The organism is Kitasatospora sp. NPDC024654 (assembly GCF_055559155.1).
On record NZ_JBVHLF010000043.1, the window covers coordinates 18,884 to 35,135 of the forward strand.

Here is a 16,252-nt window from a genome sequence, read left to right on the forward strand (position 1 = left end):
GGGAGAAGGGAGTGCGGATGGTCGGGCGCTCGGCGGGGGCTCCATCGGGCCGTCACCTCCCCTCGCGGGTCGGGTGGCAGGCAGCGGGTGTCAACGTCCGCGGCGGATGCCCCTGTGATGCCGGGCGCCGGCCCCACTTCCGTGGGGCCGCACTCCCTTCTCAATCAGTCAAAACACTGTGAGCAGCGCTTTCTAACGCTCGCTCATCAGATTGACCGTCGTCGCGCAGTCCAGCCGCCCGTCCCGCAGTGCGGCGACAAGCTTCACCTCGGCCCGCCGACGCCGCATCCCCAGCGACTCCGGCGTGCACCCGGCCCGCTCGGCCAGCACCCGCACCGGCACCCCGTCCAGCCGGGTCACCGCGATCAGGTCAGCCGCCCGCTGCGACAACACGCCCTCGGAGACCGCCTGCGCCAACACCGTCTCCGGGTTCAGCACCACGCCCGCCGGCCAGTCCCCGTCCCGCAGGCCGCTCGTGCGCCGCCCGACCTCACGCTCCCGGTCACGAAACGAGCGGGCCGCCCGATCGGCGGCCCAGCACAGGCTGGACGGGATCCGCCCCGGCTCCGCCATCGACTCGGCCCGCTCCCGCACCGTCACCAGCGCGTCCCAGAACCCGGCCAGCATCACCTGCTGCACCTCCACCGCCTGCTGCGGCACCTCCCGCCGCATCCGGGCGGCGATCCGGTACAGCCCCGGCAGCGCCATCGCGCACGTCGCGACCCGCCAATCCTCACCCGCCTGCCCACCGGCCCGCGTCAGCCGCAGTAGCCGCACCCAGATCGCCCCGCGCACCGCGTACCCGACCGTCGGGTGCAGCAGCAGCGCCCGCAGCGACGCCATGTCCAACCAGGCGTCCGGCAGCGCCGGGTCCAGGTCCCCGACGTACAGCGTCAACGGCACGCGCCGGTCGACCAGCCGGCGCATCTCCTGCTCCACGAGCTGGAGCGGCTCCACCGGCTTTCCCGAAGTCGTATGGATGTCCACGGCTGTGCTCCTTCGATCCGAGGTCATCGGCGTTGATCGCCGAGTGGATCGAGTGCGCCAAGGGCCCCGGAGCCGCCCCGGAGACGATCTTCGGGCGGGGCGAAGCAGATACGGAGCCGCCCTGCGGACTGCTCGGAGGCGGCATGGAGTTGGCCCGCCTCCATCCCGCCTCCATCAGGCGGCTGAACTGCGCAAACGCCCACCTCCGAGGCGCGGCGACGAAGCGCCTCCGGGCTGCTGAAATTCGTCGAAGAAATTCCTCAGGACCTCTTGCCCGCCGCCGAGACTGACGGCTTGTTGTCGGCGGAACCCGGCATGATCAGCGCATGACCTCGTGGAACGCCGAACTGTCCGCCATCGCCCACCAGCACCTGCCGGCGGACGTCGCCGACAAGTGGACCGCCCTGCTGCGGCCCTGCGCCCGTCTCGCCGCCGGAGCCGATGGAGGTCAGGCGGCAGCCAGGCTCGGCGGCGTCCCCGTGCTGCCGCACGGCACCGACTGGCCGGTCTGGGAAGGGCACGGGCCCCTGTCCTTCGTGGCCTCGGTGGACTGCGCGGCGCTGCCGACGGGTGAGCTGGACATACCGCTCCCGGCGGACGGCACGCTGCTGTTCTTCTACTTCGACGGCCAGCTGGACGACGGCGACGCGCTGGTCATCGTCGACGACCGGGACAGCTGGGACGGAGCCCGCGTCATCTACGTCCCCGCCGGGACCGAGACCGTCGACCCCCCGACCCCGGAAGGCCTGACGCCCTATCCGGAGATCACCCTCACCGCGCAGCTGACCGCCTCCGACCTCGACCCGTGGCACCCCACCACCCAGCGCACCTTCGGCGGACCGGGCTGGGACCCGCGTGACCACTCGATCAGCGACGAAGCCTTCGGGAAGGCCGTCAGCGACACCCGGGACGGACCGTGCCACCGCATCGGCGGCCATGCGATGTCAGTCCAGAACCCCGTCGAGTACGAGGTAGCGCACGCCCTCCTCGGCGGCAGCACCTCCTGGCACTCGCCGGAGCTGGCCACGGAGGCCGAGCGCTGGCTGCTGCTCGCACAGATCGACAGCGACAACGACGCCGACATGATGTGGGGCGACGTGGGCTCGCTGTACTGGCTCATCCGCCGAGAGGACCTGGCCGCCAGGCGGTTCGATAAGGCGGTCTTCACCTGGCAGTGCGGCTGACTCCCGAGCGCGGTGAACTCGCGATAGGCCCATGACCGACTGCGTGAGCTGGCGCCAGCACGACCCAGCTCCTCAGGGTGCTGCTGGGGCGAGCCGGCGATGAGGGAGGACGCCCCTTCAGGGGCGACGAGAGGAACAGGGCAGATCATGGCGGAAATCGACGCCGTGCGGTCGTAGTAGCTATGGCCGGGCTATCCAGCCTTGGAGGGGCTGGCGGCCGCCTGAATTCCCTGCGGCGCACCTGACTCGCGGGCTATGGTGCGAAGTTCGCCAGACGCCGGAGGGGATCGCGATGGTCATCAAGAGCTGGGATGAGCTGCGCCAAGCCGACCAGAGGACGCTGGCGTTCACGCCCCATGGTCTGGGGCTCGGCGTTCAGATGACACCCGAGAGCTCGGCCGAGTTCCAGCAGCAGATGGTTGCCGGCCTCAAACTGGCTCCGCAGGTGGCAGAGGGTACCCGCCAAAGCTTCGACCGGCTCCGGACGGTCTTCGCCTATGGTGTCCTCTGCTACGACCTCTTTACGCTGGTCAGCGATCACGCGCTACTGGTCATCGAGCAAGCCCTTCGGGACCGGTTCGTCGATTACCACGGAGGCAAGATTGTTTTCGTGCACCCAACCGGCATGGCCGAAGAGGTCGAAGCTGAGCGGTACGAACAGGTCCACGAAGCCCTCAAGCGGTACCGGAGGCCGTGGCGACTCCGGCTTGGCCAAGGCCCCGAGAGCATCGAGTTCAACGGCATGCTCGGCGGCCTACGGGCCTGGGCTCGAGCGGTCGGCCTATGGCCTGGCCAGCGCAGCCGCGGCGTCGAGCGCGCGCTCTCCAACCTGCGCAACTTCGTCGCTCACCCGACGTCGTATCACCTGCTCGGACCGGTAGAAGCCGTCCGGATGCTCAGCGACCTGCACGAGATGATCAACCAGCTCTGGGGCACCCCGACGCCCGGTGGGCGGCTGTTCCCCGGACCGGTGGAGCGCAGCATCGTGGCCATAGCCTGGGCCAACGACGGCAGCGAGTTCTCCGCCACGGCCGCCGACAACCTACGCGATACCTCCGACGTCGACAGCGCCTGGGAGTTCGCCATCGTGCGAGCGATCTTCGAACCCGGCCGATACCGATCCGACCCCGAGCTGGCTCAGTTCGATTCGGTCTACGAGGCCACCTGGTACCCGACGGATCTGCTGTGGGGCCCCGGGACACGGCAGGATGGTGTCGCCTGGCTCGACGCCAACGCTCCCGAACCCGACACCTGCCACTACCTGGACCGGGTGTTCCTGCTTCGGTACGAGGCCGGCGAGCTCTACCTCCCGATGAGGCCGGCGATCGCTTCGAACCTCCCAGCCGACCAGCAATCTGGCCAGTGGTTCGCCATCCGGGCTGACTTCCCCAACGACGCGTTCTCTCACGTCCGACAGCTCCTTGGCACGGCTGGGTCAGGGTGCTCCAGAAGCGGGCCGTGTCCCGAATGCAGCGCCGAAACGGTAGCCAGCGGGGACTACATCGACGTCGTTGCGGCCAGTGGAGCCGAGGCCGACCGCTCCGTTCCAGCTGACGTCCGCACGCCGTTCTCAGACCGTCGCTCATGGCTCGTTTAATCCGGCCAGCCAGCAGGAGCTGGCGTGGCTTCCGGCTCGATCCGGAGTTCATCCAGATCAAGTGGCGGGTATGACCCATGCCAGTACGGCTACAACATAGTCAGGAGTTCCGACTATGCGATTTGAGATCCCACGTAACAGCAATCGCAGAGTGCAGGAAGAAGACTGGCCCAAGACACCGGATGGTGCCGGCGCGTACCTCTTCGTACCCCGCCCGCGACTGCGGTCGCTGACAGTACTGGTAGATGCGGATGTCCCAGTCGGCAGTGACGCCCGCTGGAGCCAGGAGTACCTGTTGTCTGGGCTCCTCGCGCATCCGTACGTCAAGGTACTCCGTTATGCCGACGCCGGGCCGCCTCCGTCGGAACCGCGACGCACGCTGGCGTGGGGAGGCGAAGCGGTGCCCGGCTGGGTGGAGGTCCTGCATGATCGACCTCGCCCTGATGACAGCGTGCGTGAATTTCAGGTCGCCACCAAGGACGGCGTGAGCCTATGCGGTGTCATGGGCAACGCACTGCAAATAGCCCGGCATGACATAAATCATCCTGCCTATCGCGAGCTTTTCCCGGAGCAAGCGGCAGAGCGGCGGGAAGCTGACGCCCTGGCTGCGCAGATCGCCCAAGAGATAGAGGTAGATCTCTTCATCACTAGGCGCCCATATCTGCATGGCATGCGGGCGAACTTTGCGGACGGTGTAACGGTCTGCTCTCCCGAAAGAGCGCTCTCGCTCATCAGCTTCTATCTCAGATGCCAAGGTGAGTTCTATGCCGAGATCGCACCCGAAGGCGGCTTCTCCCATAAGCTCGGGCGGAACCTGTTCTATTGGGTAGGAGCCCGTGAATTCTTGCCCGCCGCATGGGGTTGGATCGCCGCATGCGTGCAGCATTCCATTGGCTCTGATGACAGAAGCCTCATGGAACTTGCTAGTTCACTCCCCCAGCGGGTGCAGCGCGCGCTTCAGGCCCGCGACGAGCTGTATGAAGCGCTCAACCAGCCCCAGACCAGTCACACCACCCAGGTCCAGCTGGCCGTCCTGGATAGCATTCTCATCAACCTGATGAGCGCGGTGGACATTACTGCCCGGGTTGCCCACCAGGTCCTGGAGATCAACGGATCACCGCACGGCATCGGCTGGCAGCAGCTGGAGCCGAAGCGATTCGTAGCGAAGGTTGAGGCCGTCGAACCAGCACTCGCCGCTGTCGTCGCCGCTGGCACCAATGGTGAGAGGGCACTGACCGTTCTCCGCTTGCTACGGAACTGTGTTCACGGCGCCGCTCTTTCGCCGACAACGGTCGACACCGGAGCTTGGCGCAATAGAAGGACGATGGTGGCCCTTCCCCCGAAAGATGCGCAGGAAATCATCAATGCCATGGATGCGCTGGGCGGCCACCGGGAAAGGTGGGGCATCGAAAACATCGGCCTGGACCGTCTGTACATGGACGCTGGGATCTTGGTGGAGGAGCTGATGCCCCGTATCCTGACACTCCTTAACGAGGTGATGGAGAAAACGCCCGTCGAGCGCCTGTCGCACGTCTCAATAAGCGACGAAGAGAAGCTACCGCCGAGCGACCCCCACGGACCCTTCTCCGAAATGTTCCGCTCCAGCGTCCGCTGGCAGCTTGGTTTGAAATTTGACGCCTAACCCTCATATTTCAAGAAGGCATCTGCCACCGACACGAAGCATCAGAAGGAGTGCGACTCTGACGGGGACCTAGCAGATACGACGTGACCCTCCGCTGCACTTGGTGCGACAGGTCAGTGCTCCGCGACGGGGCGCAGGTCGATCCAGGCCCCTGCGCATCCGACTCTTGGCCGACCGCCCACTGCCGGGCGAACTCCCTCACCAGCTGTGAGTGCGAGTTCTGCAGAACCTACGGGTCTCCCAGCCTTACCCTCTGACGCCGCGTCGGTTCACCCGCTCATCCCACGCGGAACGTTCCTGCCTGGACCGCCGGGGTGGGATCTCACGAAACCTCTGGCAGAGCCGTCTTCGCGATGCCTCATCAACTCACCTGCTCAGCCATGCTTCAGGAACTGTATGAGCCCACGCGGGGTCAGATGTTCATCTATTTACGGTCCGTAGAAGGAGAACCTGGGCCGAGTCCTGGCGTTAGAAAACCGGGGGAATCGCCGCTTCCCTGGTTGTCAACGTCTTGCGGCGACCATCGGGTCGACGCCCATGAGCGAGCCCAGCACCGTCGGTAGCACCCACCACCGCCCGAGCCATCGCACGCACTCGACGAGTAAGTCCGTTCCGCTGTCGGTCTGGCTGACCGAACCGCTCGCCGGCTGCTGCTCGGTCTGCGAGACCCCGATCGGCGCCGCCTGCGCCAACCGCCTGCCCATCAGCCTGGCCCGGCAGATCGTCGAGGCGTTCACCGCCCCCGGCGACCTCGTCTACGTCCCCGAGGCCGGCAACGCCTCCTGCCTGATTGCCGCCGTCACCACTGGCCGTAAGGCCCTCGGCTATGTCCGCACTCGCCACGACGCGGACGTCGCCTACAGCACCCTCCAGCAGCGGGCCGCCCAGGTCGCCTCCCTCGCGTTACTGCGCCGTGGCCACCCCGACACCCACTCCACCAGCGCCGACCACCACGCTGGCAGCGCCCGGCTCGCGATCGCCGCCCCGCACGCCTTCACCACCCACGCCCAACTCGCGGCGCTGACCGACGCCTGCGCCCAGGCTCTCGAGCCCGACGGCGTCCTGGTGGTGACATCCCGTCAGAGCACGGGTCAGGACACCGCCGGCTACCTGGTCGCCCACGCCCGCGCCAGCGGCCTGGTGTACCTGCAGCACATCGTCGCCGCCGAGGCCACCGCCACCGACGGGCACCTGATCCCCGCGACCCCGGTGCGGGTCCGGCACCGCCAGGACTGCGTCTGCCACCACACCCACCCGGCGCCCGGACGCCACAACGTGATCCACAACGACCTGTTCGCCTTCATCAAGCCGTGAACTCTCCCCACCCGACCCCCAACACCCCGAGTGAGGAGCGCTCCATGACCGTTCACCCCCAGCCCGCCCCTGCCTCCGCCCCCGCCGCTCAGCCCTCGCCGCGCCGAGCCCCCGGAACCATCCCGGCCCCGGTGAGCCTCGCGTCGCTGCCCACCTCGGTGTGGGTCACCGCGCAGAAGGACGCCCGCAACCAGCGCCGCGACCGTTACACCCCGGCGTCTGCCGCCCACCCGGCGAAGATGCTCCCCGCGATCGCCGCGCACGCGATCACCGCCTACACCGACCCGGGCCAGCTCGTCCTGGACCCGATGTGCGGCATCGGCACCACCCTCGTGGAGGCTGTCCACCTCGGCCGCGACGCGGTCGGCGTGGAGCTCGAGGGCCGCTGGAGCGCCGTCGCCCGGGCCAACCTCCACCTCGCCCGCACTCAGGGCGCCACCGGCCGAGCGGGCGTCCGCACCGGCGACGGCCGCCATGCCCACAGCCTCCCCGGCCCCGAACACCACGGCCAGGTCCAGCTCCTGCTCACCTCCCCGCCCTACGGCGCCTCCGTCCACGGCCGCGTGAACGCCACCCGCGACACCGGCCGACGCGGTGTCGCGAAGTTCGACGCCACCTACGGCACTAACCCGGCCAACCTCGCCCACGCCCCCACCGACGCCCTCGTCGACGCCTTCACCACGATCCTCGCCAACTGCCTGCCCCTGCTGGCCCCGAACGCGCACGTCGCGGTCACCGCCCGACCCTGGCGCCACCACGGCGAACTCGTTGACCTGCCCGCCGCGATCATCGCCGCCGGACAGGCCGCCGGCCTCACCCCGGTCGAGCGGTGCGTGGCCCTGCTCGCGGCCGTGCGCGACGGCGAACTGGCCGCCCGGCCCTCCTTCTTCCAGCTCAAGAACGTCCGGACCGCCCGCGCCGCCGGCGTGCCCATGCACCTGATCGTGCACGAGGACGTCCTGGTCTTCCATGCGCCTCGAAGGACCCCCGGCCGCCCACCGGTGACGGCCCGTCAACCCATCGTGGCCGCCACCCTTGAGGGCATGACCACGTGAGGACCGCTACCGCCTGCGGGCCGGACATCCCCGGCCCGCAGGCCCCCACCCCGACGGGCCCCGCGCTGCGGATCGGCAGCATGTGCACCGGGACTGCCGCCCTGGACCTCGCGGTCGAAGCCGTCCTCGACGCCCGGCTGGTCTGGTGCGCCGACAACGACCCGGCCGCGCGCCTGCTTCTGGCCCACCGCCTCCCTCACGTCCCGAATCACGGCGACCTCACCACCGTCGACTGGCGCACTGTCGAGCCCGTGGACATCGTGACCGCCGGGTTCCCCTGCCAGGACATCTCCTACGCCGGACGCGCCGCCGGCCTCACGGAAGGCACCCGCAGTGGACTCTGGCACACCATCGCCCACGCCATTCGCATACTGGCACCCCGCTACGTCTTCCTGGAGAACGTCACCGCCCTGCGCCGGCGCGGACTCGACACCGTCGCCGCCGACCTGGCCGCGAGCGGGTACGACCTCGCGTGGCGCTGCCTACGAGCGAGTGACGTCGGAGCCCCGCACCGCCGAGACCGGCTCTTTCTCCTCGCCGCCCGCCCCGACGCGGCTGTTGGTGACGCCCACGGTTTCCGACTCGACCGGGCCGGGCCGGACCCGGCCCATCGGCCGCGGCTTCAACCTCCGCACCCAGGTCGCCCTCACGCTGACCAAGACCGGCGACGTCGCTGCTCAGCACGCGCAGGAGGAGGCCACCCCCGTCCTGTTGCCGACCCCGCTGGCCGGCGACGGTGTCAAGGGCAGCCCGCGGCAGAAGGGTTCCAAGGGCGATCTCTCGCTGCCCTCGGCCGTTGCGGCCCTCGACCGCATGAACCCGGCGGGCCCCAAAACCTGACTCCCAGTCACACCGACTGGGGCGAGTACGAACCGGCGATCCGCCGCTGGGAACGCATCCTGGGCCGCCCGGCGCCCGCCCCCACCTGCCCGGGACGCACCGGGACACCGGTCCTGTCGCCGGAGTTCGTGGAGTGGGTGATGGGCCTCTCCGTCGGCTGGACCGACGTCCCCGGAATCTCGCGAACCGCCCGTCTGCGGTTGCTGGGGAACTCGGTGGCCGTCAACCAAGCCGCCGCCGCCCTGACCGATCTGCTCCGCATCGTCAACGAGTTCCGCAATGACCCCGATCCGGAGCGAACCGCGATTACCGTCGAGTTCCCCGACGAGGTGCCGGCACTCAACGACCAGGCCGCCGCACTGCTGCTGCGGATGCTGATCGAACACCGCCCGAAGCAGTACCCCGCCGAACCGTCAGGGTGATGCCGCTGGAGTAACTCCCACGTCCGAGTTACGACAGAACAACGGTCCCTGGTCCGGTGGCCGGCACCACCACACCGGCCACCGGACCAGGGACCGGCAGCACCTCGACCCGCACCCCACCGACAAGGAGCCCGCCCCATGCGCGACTTCGCGTTCGCCGGACGCTGCTCGACCGAAGACCTCCAAGACCCCGTGGCGTCGAGGAACTGGCAACTCACCCGCGCCACCACCCTCATCACCCCGGTCGAGGGCCGGATCGTGGCCGAGTACTTCGACATCGGCCACTCCCGCGCCCTGCCCTGGCGCCGCCGCCCCAACGCCTCCGCGCTCCTGGACGCGCTCGCCGACCCCAACCGGGGCTTCGACGCCGTCGTCATCGGTGAGCCCCAACGGGTCTTCTACGGCAACCAGTACAGCCTGATCCAACCCGTCTTCGACCACTACGGCGTCGAGTTGTGGGTCCCTGAGGTCGGCGGCCCGATCGACCCGGACAGCGAGGCCCACGACCTCGTCATGTCCGTCTTCGGCGGCATGTCGAAGGCCGAACGCTCCCGCATCAAGGTCCGCGTCCGCTCGGCCATGGCCGCCCAGGCCAAGCTGGAGGGCCGCTTCCTCGGCGGCCGCCCGCCCTACGGCTACCGGATCGGCGACGGCGGACCGCACCCCAACCCCGCCAAAGCCGCCGACGGCAAGCGCCTGCACATCCTCCTCACCGACCCGGTCGCCGGACCCGTCGTGCAACGGATCTTCAACGAGTACCTGCGCGGCCGGGGCATCTTCGCCATCGCCGAGGGACTCACCCGCGACGGCATCCTGCCGCCCTCCGCGCACGACCGCGCCCGCAACTCCCACCGCGAGGGCTTGGCCTGGGGCAAGTCCGCCGTGCGCGCCATCCTGACCAACCCCCGCTACACCGGCCACCAGGTCTGGAACAAGCAGCGCAAGGACGAAGTCCTCATCGACGTCGAGGACGTCACCCTCGGCTACCAGACCAAGCTCAAGTGGAACCCCGCCGACAAGTGGATCTGGTCCGACAAGCCAGCGCACCCACCCCTCGTCACGCGTGAAACATTCGAGAAGGTCGAGCAGATCATGTTCTCGCGAAGCCGCCACAACTCCCCACGCGACCGGGTCCGCGCCATCCACCCCTACCTGCTGCGCGGCCGGGTCGACTGCACGCTATGCGAGCGGAAGATGGGCAGCCAGTGGTCCCACGAGGAGGCGTACTACCGCTGCCGATACCCCGAGGAGTACGCCCTCGCGAACAAGATCACCCACCCCCGCAACGTCCTCTTCCGCGAAGCCGACGTCATCCCCCACCTCGACCGCTGGCTCGCCCTCACCTTCGCCCCCGGCCGCCGCGCCGCCACGATCCACCGACTCCACGCCGCCCAGGGTCCACAAGCCCCTACCAGCAACCAGGCCGCGGAGGTCGAAGCACGCGCCGAGATCGCCACCTGTGACCGCGACCTCGCCCGCTACCGCGAAGCCCTCAAAACCGCCGACCCCGGAGCCACCGCCCCCATCACCCGCTGGATCGCCGAAACCGAAACCCAACGCGCCCGAGCCGAAGCCCGACTCCGCGCCACCACCGGTTCCGGCGCCCGCCGCACCCAAGCCCTGACCGAACAGCAGATCACCGACCTCGTGAACCAGGCCGGCAGCATGGTCGACGTCCTGCACGACGCCAACCCCGAGATCAAGCGCCAGACCTACGCCGCTCTCGGCCTACGCTGCGACTACAACCACGCACAACGCAAAATGCAGGTCAGGATCGCTCCTGACCTGCATTCCCTAGCCAACCATGTTGGCCAATGGGTCGTGTCCGAGGGGGGACTTGAACCCCCACGCCCGATAAAGGGCACTAGCACCTCAAGCTAGCGCGTCTGCCATTCCGCCACCCGGACTAGGTGTTGTCGTCCTCGTTGCGTTACCGCCGCGTTGACATGGATAACTGTAGCAAAGATCGGGTCTGGGGCCCAAAAGCGAGGGGGAGGGGGTGCTGGGACGGGGGACGGGCGCGTTGCGGGGGGTTTGCCCTTGGGGTGGGGCGGGGGCTGGGGGAGGATGGCTGGACCGTGCCCGCAGCGCCCTGGGGAGTCGGGGGGCGGTCCGGACCGAGTGGCCGGAGCGGGTCAGACGACGAGGAGTGACCGTGAGCGAGTCGAGCGTGTCCAAGGCGGAGCGGGTGACCGGTGAGTCGGAGGTCGCCGAGATCTGCCGGGACCTGATCCGGATCGACACCAGCAATTACGGCGACAACTCGGGCCCCGGCGAGCGGGCGGCGGCGGAGTACGTGGCCGAGCAGCTGGCGGAGTTCGGGCTGGAGCCGAAGATCATCGAGTCCGCCAGGGGGCGGGCCTCGACGGTGGTGCGGATCGAGGGCGAGGACCGGTCGCGGCCCGGGCTGCTGATCCACGGCCACACCGACGTGGTGCCGGCCAACGCGGACGACTGGACGCACCCCCCGTTCTCCGGGGAGATCGCGGACGGCTGCGTCTGGGGTCGCGGCGCGGTGGACATGAAGGACATGGACGCGATGACCCTCGCGGTGGTGCGCGACCGGCTGCGCACCGGGCGCAAGCCTCCGCGCGACCTGGTGCTGGCGTTCCTCGCGGACGAGGAGGCGGGCGGCACGTACGGCGCGCGGTTCCTGGTGGACAAGCACCCGGATCTTTTCGAGGGCGTGGCCGAGGCGATCGGCGAGGTCGGTGGCTTCTCGTTCACGGTCAACAACGACGTGCGGCTCTACCTGGTCGAGACTGCCGAGAAGGGCATGCACTGGATGCGACTGACGGTCGAGGGCCGGGCCGGGCACGGGTCGATGGAGAACGACGACAACGCCATCACCGAGCTCTGCGAGGCGGTCGCCCGGCTCGGCCGGCACACCTTCCCGCTGCGGATCACCAAGACCGTCCGGGCCTTCCTGGACGAGCTGTCGGACGCGCTGGGCGTGCGGCTCGACCCGGAGGACATGGACGAGACGCTGCGGGTGCTCGGCGGCATTGCCAAGATGATCGGCACCACGCTGCGCAACACCGCCCAGCCGACCATGCTCGGTGCCGGCTACAAGGTGAACGTCATCCCGGGGCAGGCCACGGCCCACGTGGACGGGCGCTTCCTGCCGGGCTACGAGGACGAGTTCCTCGCCGAGCTGGACCGGGTGCTGGGCCCGCGGGTGAAGCGGGAGAGCCTGCACTCCGACCGGGCGCTGGAGACCAGCTTCGACGGCGCGCTGGTCGAGGCGATGCAGAGCGCGCTGCGGGCCGAGGACCCGATCGCCCGGGCCGTGCCGTACTGCCTCTCCGGTGGGACGGACGCGAAGTCCTTCCACGACCTCGGCATCCGCTGCTTCGGGTTCGCGCCGCTGCAGCTGCCGCCGGACCTGGACTTCGCCGGCATGTTCCACGGGGTGGACGAGCGGGTGCCGGTCGAGGGGTTGAAGTTCGGGGTCCGGGTGCTGGACCGGTTCATCGACGCCTGCTGAGCTTGACTCTGTCGGGGATCTTGGTCGCTGCGGCGTCAGCTGACGGCTCGCCAGGAACGCAGGCGCTGGATGCCGTGCTGGTCGAGGTGGTTCTGGAAGGCAGTCGGTGGTCGTGGGGGTGTGCTTTCGCCCGGAGGCTGTCGGCTGAGGCGTTCGATGTTGACGGCGATGGCGGTGAGTACGTGCTGCAGGTGGGCCTTGGCCAGGCCGCGGTATCGGCAGTGGCGCATGCCGTGGCCGTGGGCGAACTCGTAGATCGTGCCCTCGATGCCGGACCGTACCGCGTAGCGCTTGTGCCAGGCCGGTTCCTGCTGCTCGGCACGGTTGCGTATCTGCGGTTCGTGCAGCTCTCGCGGGGGGAAGCCCACATTGCGGGCGGCGTCGCGGGAGGTGGTGCACTTGGCCCGGACCGGGCAGGGCTGGCATTGGCTCTTGGTGAAGCGGGCCACGATGAGCGGGGCGGCGGTCGGCGAGGATGTCGGGTAGGGGCCGTGCCAGGCCCTGCTGACCTGGCCCTGCGGGCAGGTGACCTCCTGGCGGTCGAAGTCGATGCGGAAGTCGTCACGGGCGAAGCCCTCGCCCCGGCGGTGTTGGTGGGTGGGGTTGCCCGGGAGCGGTCCGACGACGGTGATCCGGTGCTCGCGCTCGGCCTGCTCCAGGTGGACCAGGGAGGTGTAGCCGCCGTCGACCAGGTGCTGGTCGGGCCGCAGTCCCCGGTGTTCCAGCCGGGTGTGGATGCCGGGCAGGACTTCGGTGTCGGCGCTGGTGGCCGGCATGGTGGCCACATCCGTGATCACATTGGCGCCGTCGTTGGAGCAGGTCTCGGTCACGTGCGCGAGGAATCCCGTCCAGCGGGTGACCTGCCCCCGCCGGGCGTATCGGGCCGTCAGGTCGTAGGGCGAGACGATCCGGTGTGCGGAGGGCGGCAGGCCGCTGTCGTCATCATCGTCGCGCCAGCGAAGACGGCCGACGGTGTCCCAGTAGTAGTTCTGAACAAGGATCCGCCGCAGGACCTGCACCTGGGGGCCGTCCAGCAGGCCGGGATGGTTCCGGGCCAGGTGTTCGAGCAGTCGGCGGGCGTCCGCCCCGGTGGTGTTGATCCTTGTCTTGGGCCGGGTGGGGTTCTTACCCAGGCGCACCGGCCGACCATAGCGGCGGCCCCAGCCCTCCTCGACCACGCCGGCCAGCGCATGGCCGGCGGTGCGGGCGAGTTCCTCCAGGGCCGCCCGCATGGCTTCGGTGACCAGCTCCAGGCGGGTCAGGTCGCGCACGGCGGCCAGGACGTGGGTGGAGTCGGTGCGCTGGGTTGTGCGCTCGCGGACCAGCCCGGCGTCTTTCAGACGGGCCAGGGCGAGGTCGAGGAGGCGGTCCGCCCGGCCGTCCTCCAGCAGGCGGTCGCGGAAGTCGGTGAGCACGCTGTGATGGAAGCCGGGGTCGTCGAGGTCGAGGCCGAGCGCGTATTTGAAGTCGATGCGGCAGCGCACGGCCTCGGCGGCGTCGCGGTCGGAGAGCCCGAGCAGGAACTGCAGCACGCTCACCGTGGCCAGCTGGGCGGGCGACAGCCCAGGGCGCCCGTCACGCGGGTTCCAGTCGGTGAAGTCCTCGTCGCCCCACAGACCGTCGAGGCGGTCCCGCACCCACATCGCCGTCGTGCCACCTGGGTTGCTGGCACGCGCCATCCTCGCGGTCAGCGCCGGTACCTCGGCGCCCGGACGGGGATGCACCGACATCTCTCACTCCTCGCCAGTCTCACGGGCCTCGTTCACCCGCAAGACTGACGCACCACCATGATCTCAGGCAGCCGAATACCAAGATCCCCGACAGAGTCAAGCTGAGACGGGGCAGAGGGTAGGCGAGAGTCGGGTGGCGGCCCGCTCCGGGAGGTTGCCGGGGCGGGCCGTTCGGCGTTCCGGAAGGGGAGTCCGGGCGACGGCGGAGATTGTCCGAGGGAATGATTGAGGGCCTGGCGGTAGGTGACCGCGGAAACGTTGTTTCCGGAGATTTCATCTCGATCAGCTGATCGATGGATCACCGTTGAGGGTGAACGGCGCAAAGGTTCCGTACCCCATTCGGCAGAGCCTCGTTCACTCTGATGGCGGCCCGCGAGAACGGGCCGCGCAGATGAGCAGGCAGATGATCAGGAGGAAGTCATGAAGGTCAAGAAGATCGCCGCGGTTGCCGCAGTCGCCGGTGGCCTGATGCTCGCGGGTGCCGGTGTGGCCTCGGCCGACGCAGGTGCCGAGGGTGCCGCGCTGAACTCGCCCGGCGTGGCGTCCGGCAACCAGATCCAGGTTCCGGTCCACGTCCCGGTGAACGTCTGCGGCAACACCATCAGCGTGATCGGCCTGCTGAACCCGGCCTTCGGCAACCACTGCTACAACAACTGACGGCCGACGGGGGCTCTCTGACGGCGGTCTCCGGGAGTTGAGCCCGTCGGGCCCGGCTGACCCGACGGGGTGGTGGTGCACGGAGGGGGCGTCCCGGTCGGGGCGCCCCCTCCGGCACGGTCCCGGCGGACCGGCGTAGCAACCGCGGTAGCCGCGCGGAGCGTGAAATGCGGAATCGAACGTCAGGTGATTCCGCAAACCTACTCGATCGGGTGAGATGCCGCGGGGCGGGCCAACTTTTGGCGTGGTAGCTCGTTCTCCATGGGGCGGGAATGTCTCTCGTCGGAAATTCCGACCATCACATGTCAGGGGTACCTATGCGACAGGTTGCCAGAAAAGGGATCCTCACGGCGGTAGCCACCGGGAGCGTGCTGGCCTCCACCGCTGGTTATGCGTACGCGAGCGCTGATGCGGACGGCGTGGCGGCCGGTTCACCGGGGGTCGCTTCGGGCAACACCGTGCAGGTGCCGGTCAATGCTCCGATCAACCTCTGCGGCAACACGGTCGATGTGGTCGGGGCGCTCAACCCCGCCTACGGCAACCAGTGCGGCAACGCGAGCACCGGCCACGTCACGCACGGCGGCCAGCACACCCCCGGAGTGCCCGGCGCCCCGGCCGGCCCGGGGGCTCCGGGCGGCTCCGGCGTGCCCACGGGCCAGGCGCCGACCGGCCACCTTCCGAACGTGGGCGTGCCCGGCGTCCCCGGGACCACCGGGAGCAACGGTCCGGGTGGTCCCGGTTCGTCCGGCACCCCGGTGAGCCACCTGCCCAGCACCACGGGCAGCACCGCGACCGGTGTCAGTCAGGGTTCGCCGGGTCTGCTCTCCGGCAACACCGTGCAGACGCCGGTCGACACCCCGGTCAACGCCTGCGGCAACACGGCCAACGTGGTCGGCGTCGGCAACCCGGCGATGGGCAACGACTGCGCCAACCACGAGACGCAGGTCACCCCGCCCGCGCCGGTCGCGCCGCCGCAGCAGCCGCCGGCCACGCCGCCGATGGTGGCCCCGCCCACCGCGGTCCAGTCGGTCAGCACCCCGATCGCCCCGGCGGCGGCCGCCGCGCCCGTCGCGCAGCCGGTCGCGTCGGCGCCGGCGGCCGGCCCCAACCGGCTGGCCTTCACCGGCGCTGACGGGCTCGGCGTCATCGCGCCGGCCGGTCTGGCCCTGCTGGTCGCCGGCGGCGTGCTGTACCGCCGCTCGCGGACCGCGGCCTGACCGGCCCGGTCCTGACCGCGGAGATCCGCGGACCGGGGGGGGGGGGGGGGGGGGGGGGGGGGGGGGAGGGGAGGGGGGGGGGGGGGGGGACCACCCTCACCCTGCCCCGGTTCTCCCCGA

The 16,252-nt window shown here is 69.5% G+C and carries 13 protein-coding genes, 1 tRNA gene and 2 pseudogenes; 12 read left to right on the top strand and 4 right to left on the bottom strand.

Annotation, left to right across the window (positions count from 1 at the left end; translation table 11 throughout):
• Positions 1-192 precede the first annotated feature (192 nt).
• Positions 193-987, bottom strand: a complete 795-nt coding sequence (locus ACZ38L_RS23875) for a hypothetical protein (protein ID WP_465696867.1) — start codon at positions 985-987, stop codon at positions 193-195.
• A gap of 326 nt (positions 988-1,313) precedes the next feature.
• Between ACZ38L_RS23875 and ACZ38L_RS23880 the strand changes: the two genes are divergently transcribed.
• From ACZ38L_RS23880 to ACZ38L_RS23920, 9 genes and pseudogenes are all read left to right on the top strand, one after another.
• Positions 1,314-2,171, top strand: coding sequence for a YwqG family protein (locus ACZ38L_RS23880; RefSeq protein WP_465696869.1), 858 nt, complete (start codon positions 1,314-1,316; stop codon positions 2,169-2,171).
• A gap of 292 nt (positions 2,172-2,463) precedes the next feature.
• A complete protein-coding gene (locus ACZ38L_RS23885) occupies positions 2,464-3,768 on the top strand; it encodes a hypothetical protein (RefSeq protein WP_465696872.1) in 1,305 nt (434 codons plus the stop codon).
• Between the two features lie 115 nt (positions 3,769-3,883).
• Positions 3,884-5,410 (top strand): hypothetical protein, encoded by a 1,527-nt coding sequence (locus tag ACZ38L_RS23890; RefSeq protein WP_465696874.1) that lies wholly within the window; start codon positions 3,884-3,886, stop codon positions 5,408-5,410.
• A 537-nt stretch (positions 5,411-5,947) separates the two neighbouring features.
• Complete coding sequence (locus ACZ38L_RS23895) at positions 5,948-6,724, top strand: hypothetical protein (RefSeq protein WP_465696876.1); 777 nt, start codon at positions 5,948-5,950, stop codon at positions 6,722-6,724.
• A gap of 44 nt (positions 6,725-6,768) precedes the next feature.
• A complete protein-coding gene (locus ACZ38L_RS23900) occupies positions 6,769-7,779 on the top strand; it encodes a TRM11 family SAM-dependent methyltransferase (RefSeq protein WP_465696878.1) in 1,011 nt (336 codons plus the stop codon).
• 80 nt (positions 7,780-7,859) lie between these two features.
• Positions 7,860-8,273, top strand: a pseudogene (locus ACZ38L_RS23905) (DNA cytosine methyltransferase); the annotation flags it as partial.
• The gene (locus ACZ38L_RS23910) at positions 8,272-8,619 is read left to right on the top strand and encodes a hypothetical protein (RefSeq protein ID WP_465696940.1); all 348 of its coding nucleotides are present in this window, start codon (positions 8,272-8,274) and stop codon (positions 8,617-8,619) included. The pseudogene ACZ38L_RS23905 and the gene ACZ38L_RS23910, both read left to right, overlap by 2 nt.
• A 140-nt stretch (positions 8,620-8,759) precedes the next feature.
• Positions 8,760-9,041, top strand: a complete 282-nt coding sequence (locus ACZ38L_RS23915; RefSeq protein ID WP_465696942.1) for a hypothetical protein — start codon at positions 8,760-8,762, stop codon at positions 9,039-9,041.
• A 138-nt stretch (positions 9,042-9,179) separates the two neighbouring features.
• Positions 9,180-10,076: pseudogene (locus ACZ38L_RS23920) on the top strand (recombinase family protein); the annotation flags it as partial.
• 144 nt (positions 10,077-10,220) lie between these two features.
• Here ACZ38L_RS23920 and ACZ38L_RS23925 read toward each other — a convergent pair.
• Together ACZ38L_RS23925 and ACZ38L_RS23930 are read right to left on the bottom strand one after the other, a co-directional pair.
• The gene (locus ACZ38L_RS23925; RefSeq protein ID WP_465696880.1) at positions 10,221-10,724 is read right to left on the bottom strand and encodes a hypothetical protein; all 504 of its coding nucleotides are present in this window, start codon (positions 10,722-10,724) and stop codon (positions 10,221-10,223) included.
• Between the two features lie 139 nt (positions 10,725-10,863).
• Positions 10,864-10,948 (bottom strand) — tRNA-Leu (locus tag ACZ38L_RS23930).
• 248 nt (positions 10,949-11,196) lie between these two features.
• Between ACZ38L_RS23930 and ACZ38L_RS23935 the strand changes: the two genes are divergently transcribed.
• Positions 11,197-12,528 (top strand): M20/M25/M40 family metallo-hydrolase, encoded by a 1,332-nt coding sequence (locus ACZ38L_RS23935; RefSeq protein ID WP_465696882.1) that lies wholly within the window; start codon positions 11,197-11,199, stop codon positions 12,526-12,528.
• A gap of 35 nt (positions 12,529-12,563) precedes the next feature.
• Here the strand turns inward: ACZ38L_RS23935 and ACZ38L_RS23940 are convergent, their stop codons facing one another.
• Complete coding sequence (locus ACZ38L_RS23940; RefSeq protein ID WP_465696884.1) at positions 12,564-14,258, bottom strand: IS1182 family transposase; 1,695 nt, start codon at positions 14,256-14,258, stop codon at positions 12,564-12,566.
• 420 nt (positions 14,259-14,678) lie between these two features.
• Here ACZ38L_RS23940 and ACZ38L_RS23945 point away from each other — a divergent pair, with 420 nt between their 5' ends.
• Positions 14,679-14,915 (top strand): chaplin, encoded by a 237-nt coding sequence (locus tag ACZ38L_RS23945; protein WP_396564901.1) that lies wholly within the window; start codon positions 14,679-14,681, stop codon positions 14,913-14,915.
• Positions 14,916-15,232: 317 nt separating this feature from the next.
• On the top strand, positions 15,233-16,132 hold the full coding sequence (locus ACZ38L_RS23950; protein ID WP_465696887.1) for a chaplin: 900 nt from the start codon (positions 15,233-15,235) through the stop codon (positions 16,130-16,132).
• Positions 16,133-16,252: the final 120 nt, after the last annotated feature.

Coding starts and splice junctions, on each gene's coding strand:
- ACZ38L_RS23945 (WP_396564901.1), top strand. CDS start 14,679: ATGAAGGTCAAGAAGATCGCCGCGGTTGCCGCAGTCGCCGGTGGCCTG.
- ACZ38L_RS23885 (WP_465696872.1), top strand. CDS start 2,464: ATGGTCATCAAGAGCTGGGATGAGCTGCGCCAAGCCGACCAGAGGACG.
- ACZ38L_RS23915 (WP_465696942.1), top strand. CDS start 8,760: ATGGGCCTCTCCGTCGGCTGGACCGACGTCCCCGGAATCTCGCGAACC.
- ACZ38L_RS23890 (WP_465696874.1), top strand. CDS start 3,884: ATGCGATTTGAGATCCCACGTAACAGCAATCGCAGAGTGCAGGAAGAA.
- ACZ38L_RS23895 (WP_465696876.1), top strand. CDS start 5,948: ATGAGCGAGCCCAGCACCGTCGGTAGCACCCACCACCGCCCGAGCCAT.
- ACZ38L_RS23900 (WP_465696878.1), top strand. CDS start 6,769: ATGACCGTTCACCCCCAGCCCGCCCCTGCCTCCGCCCCCGCCGCTCAG.
- ACZ38L_RS23940 (WP_465696884.1), bottom strand. CDS start 14,258: ATGTCGGTGCATCCCCGTCCGGGCGCCGAGGTACCGGCGCTGACCGCG.
- ACZ38L_RS23880 (WP_465696869.1), top strand. CDS start 1,314: ATGACCTCGTGGAACGCCGAACTGTCCGCCATCGCCCACCAGCACCTG.
- ACZ38L_RS23950 (WP_465696887.1), top strand. CDS start 15,233: ATGCGACAGGTTGCCAGAAAAGGGATCCTCACGGCGGTAGCCACCGGG.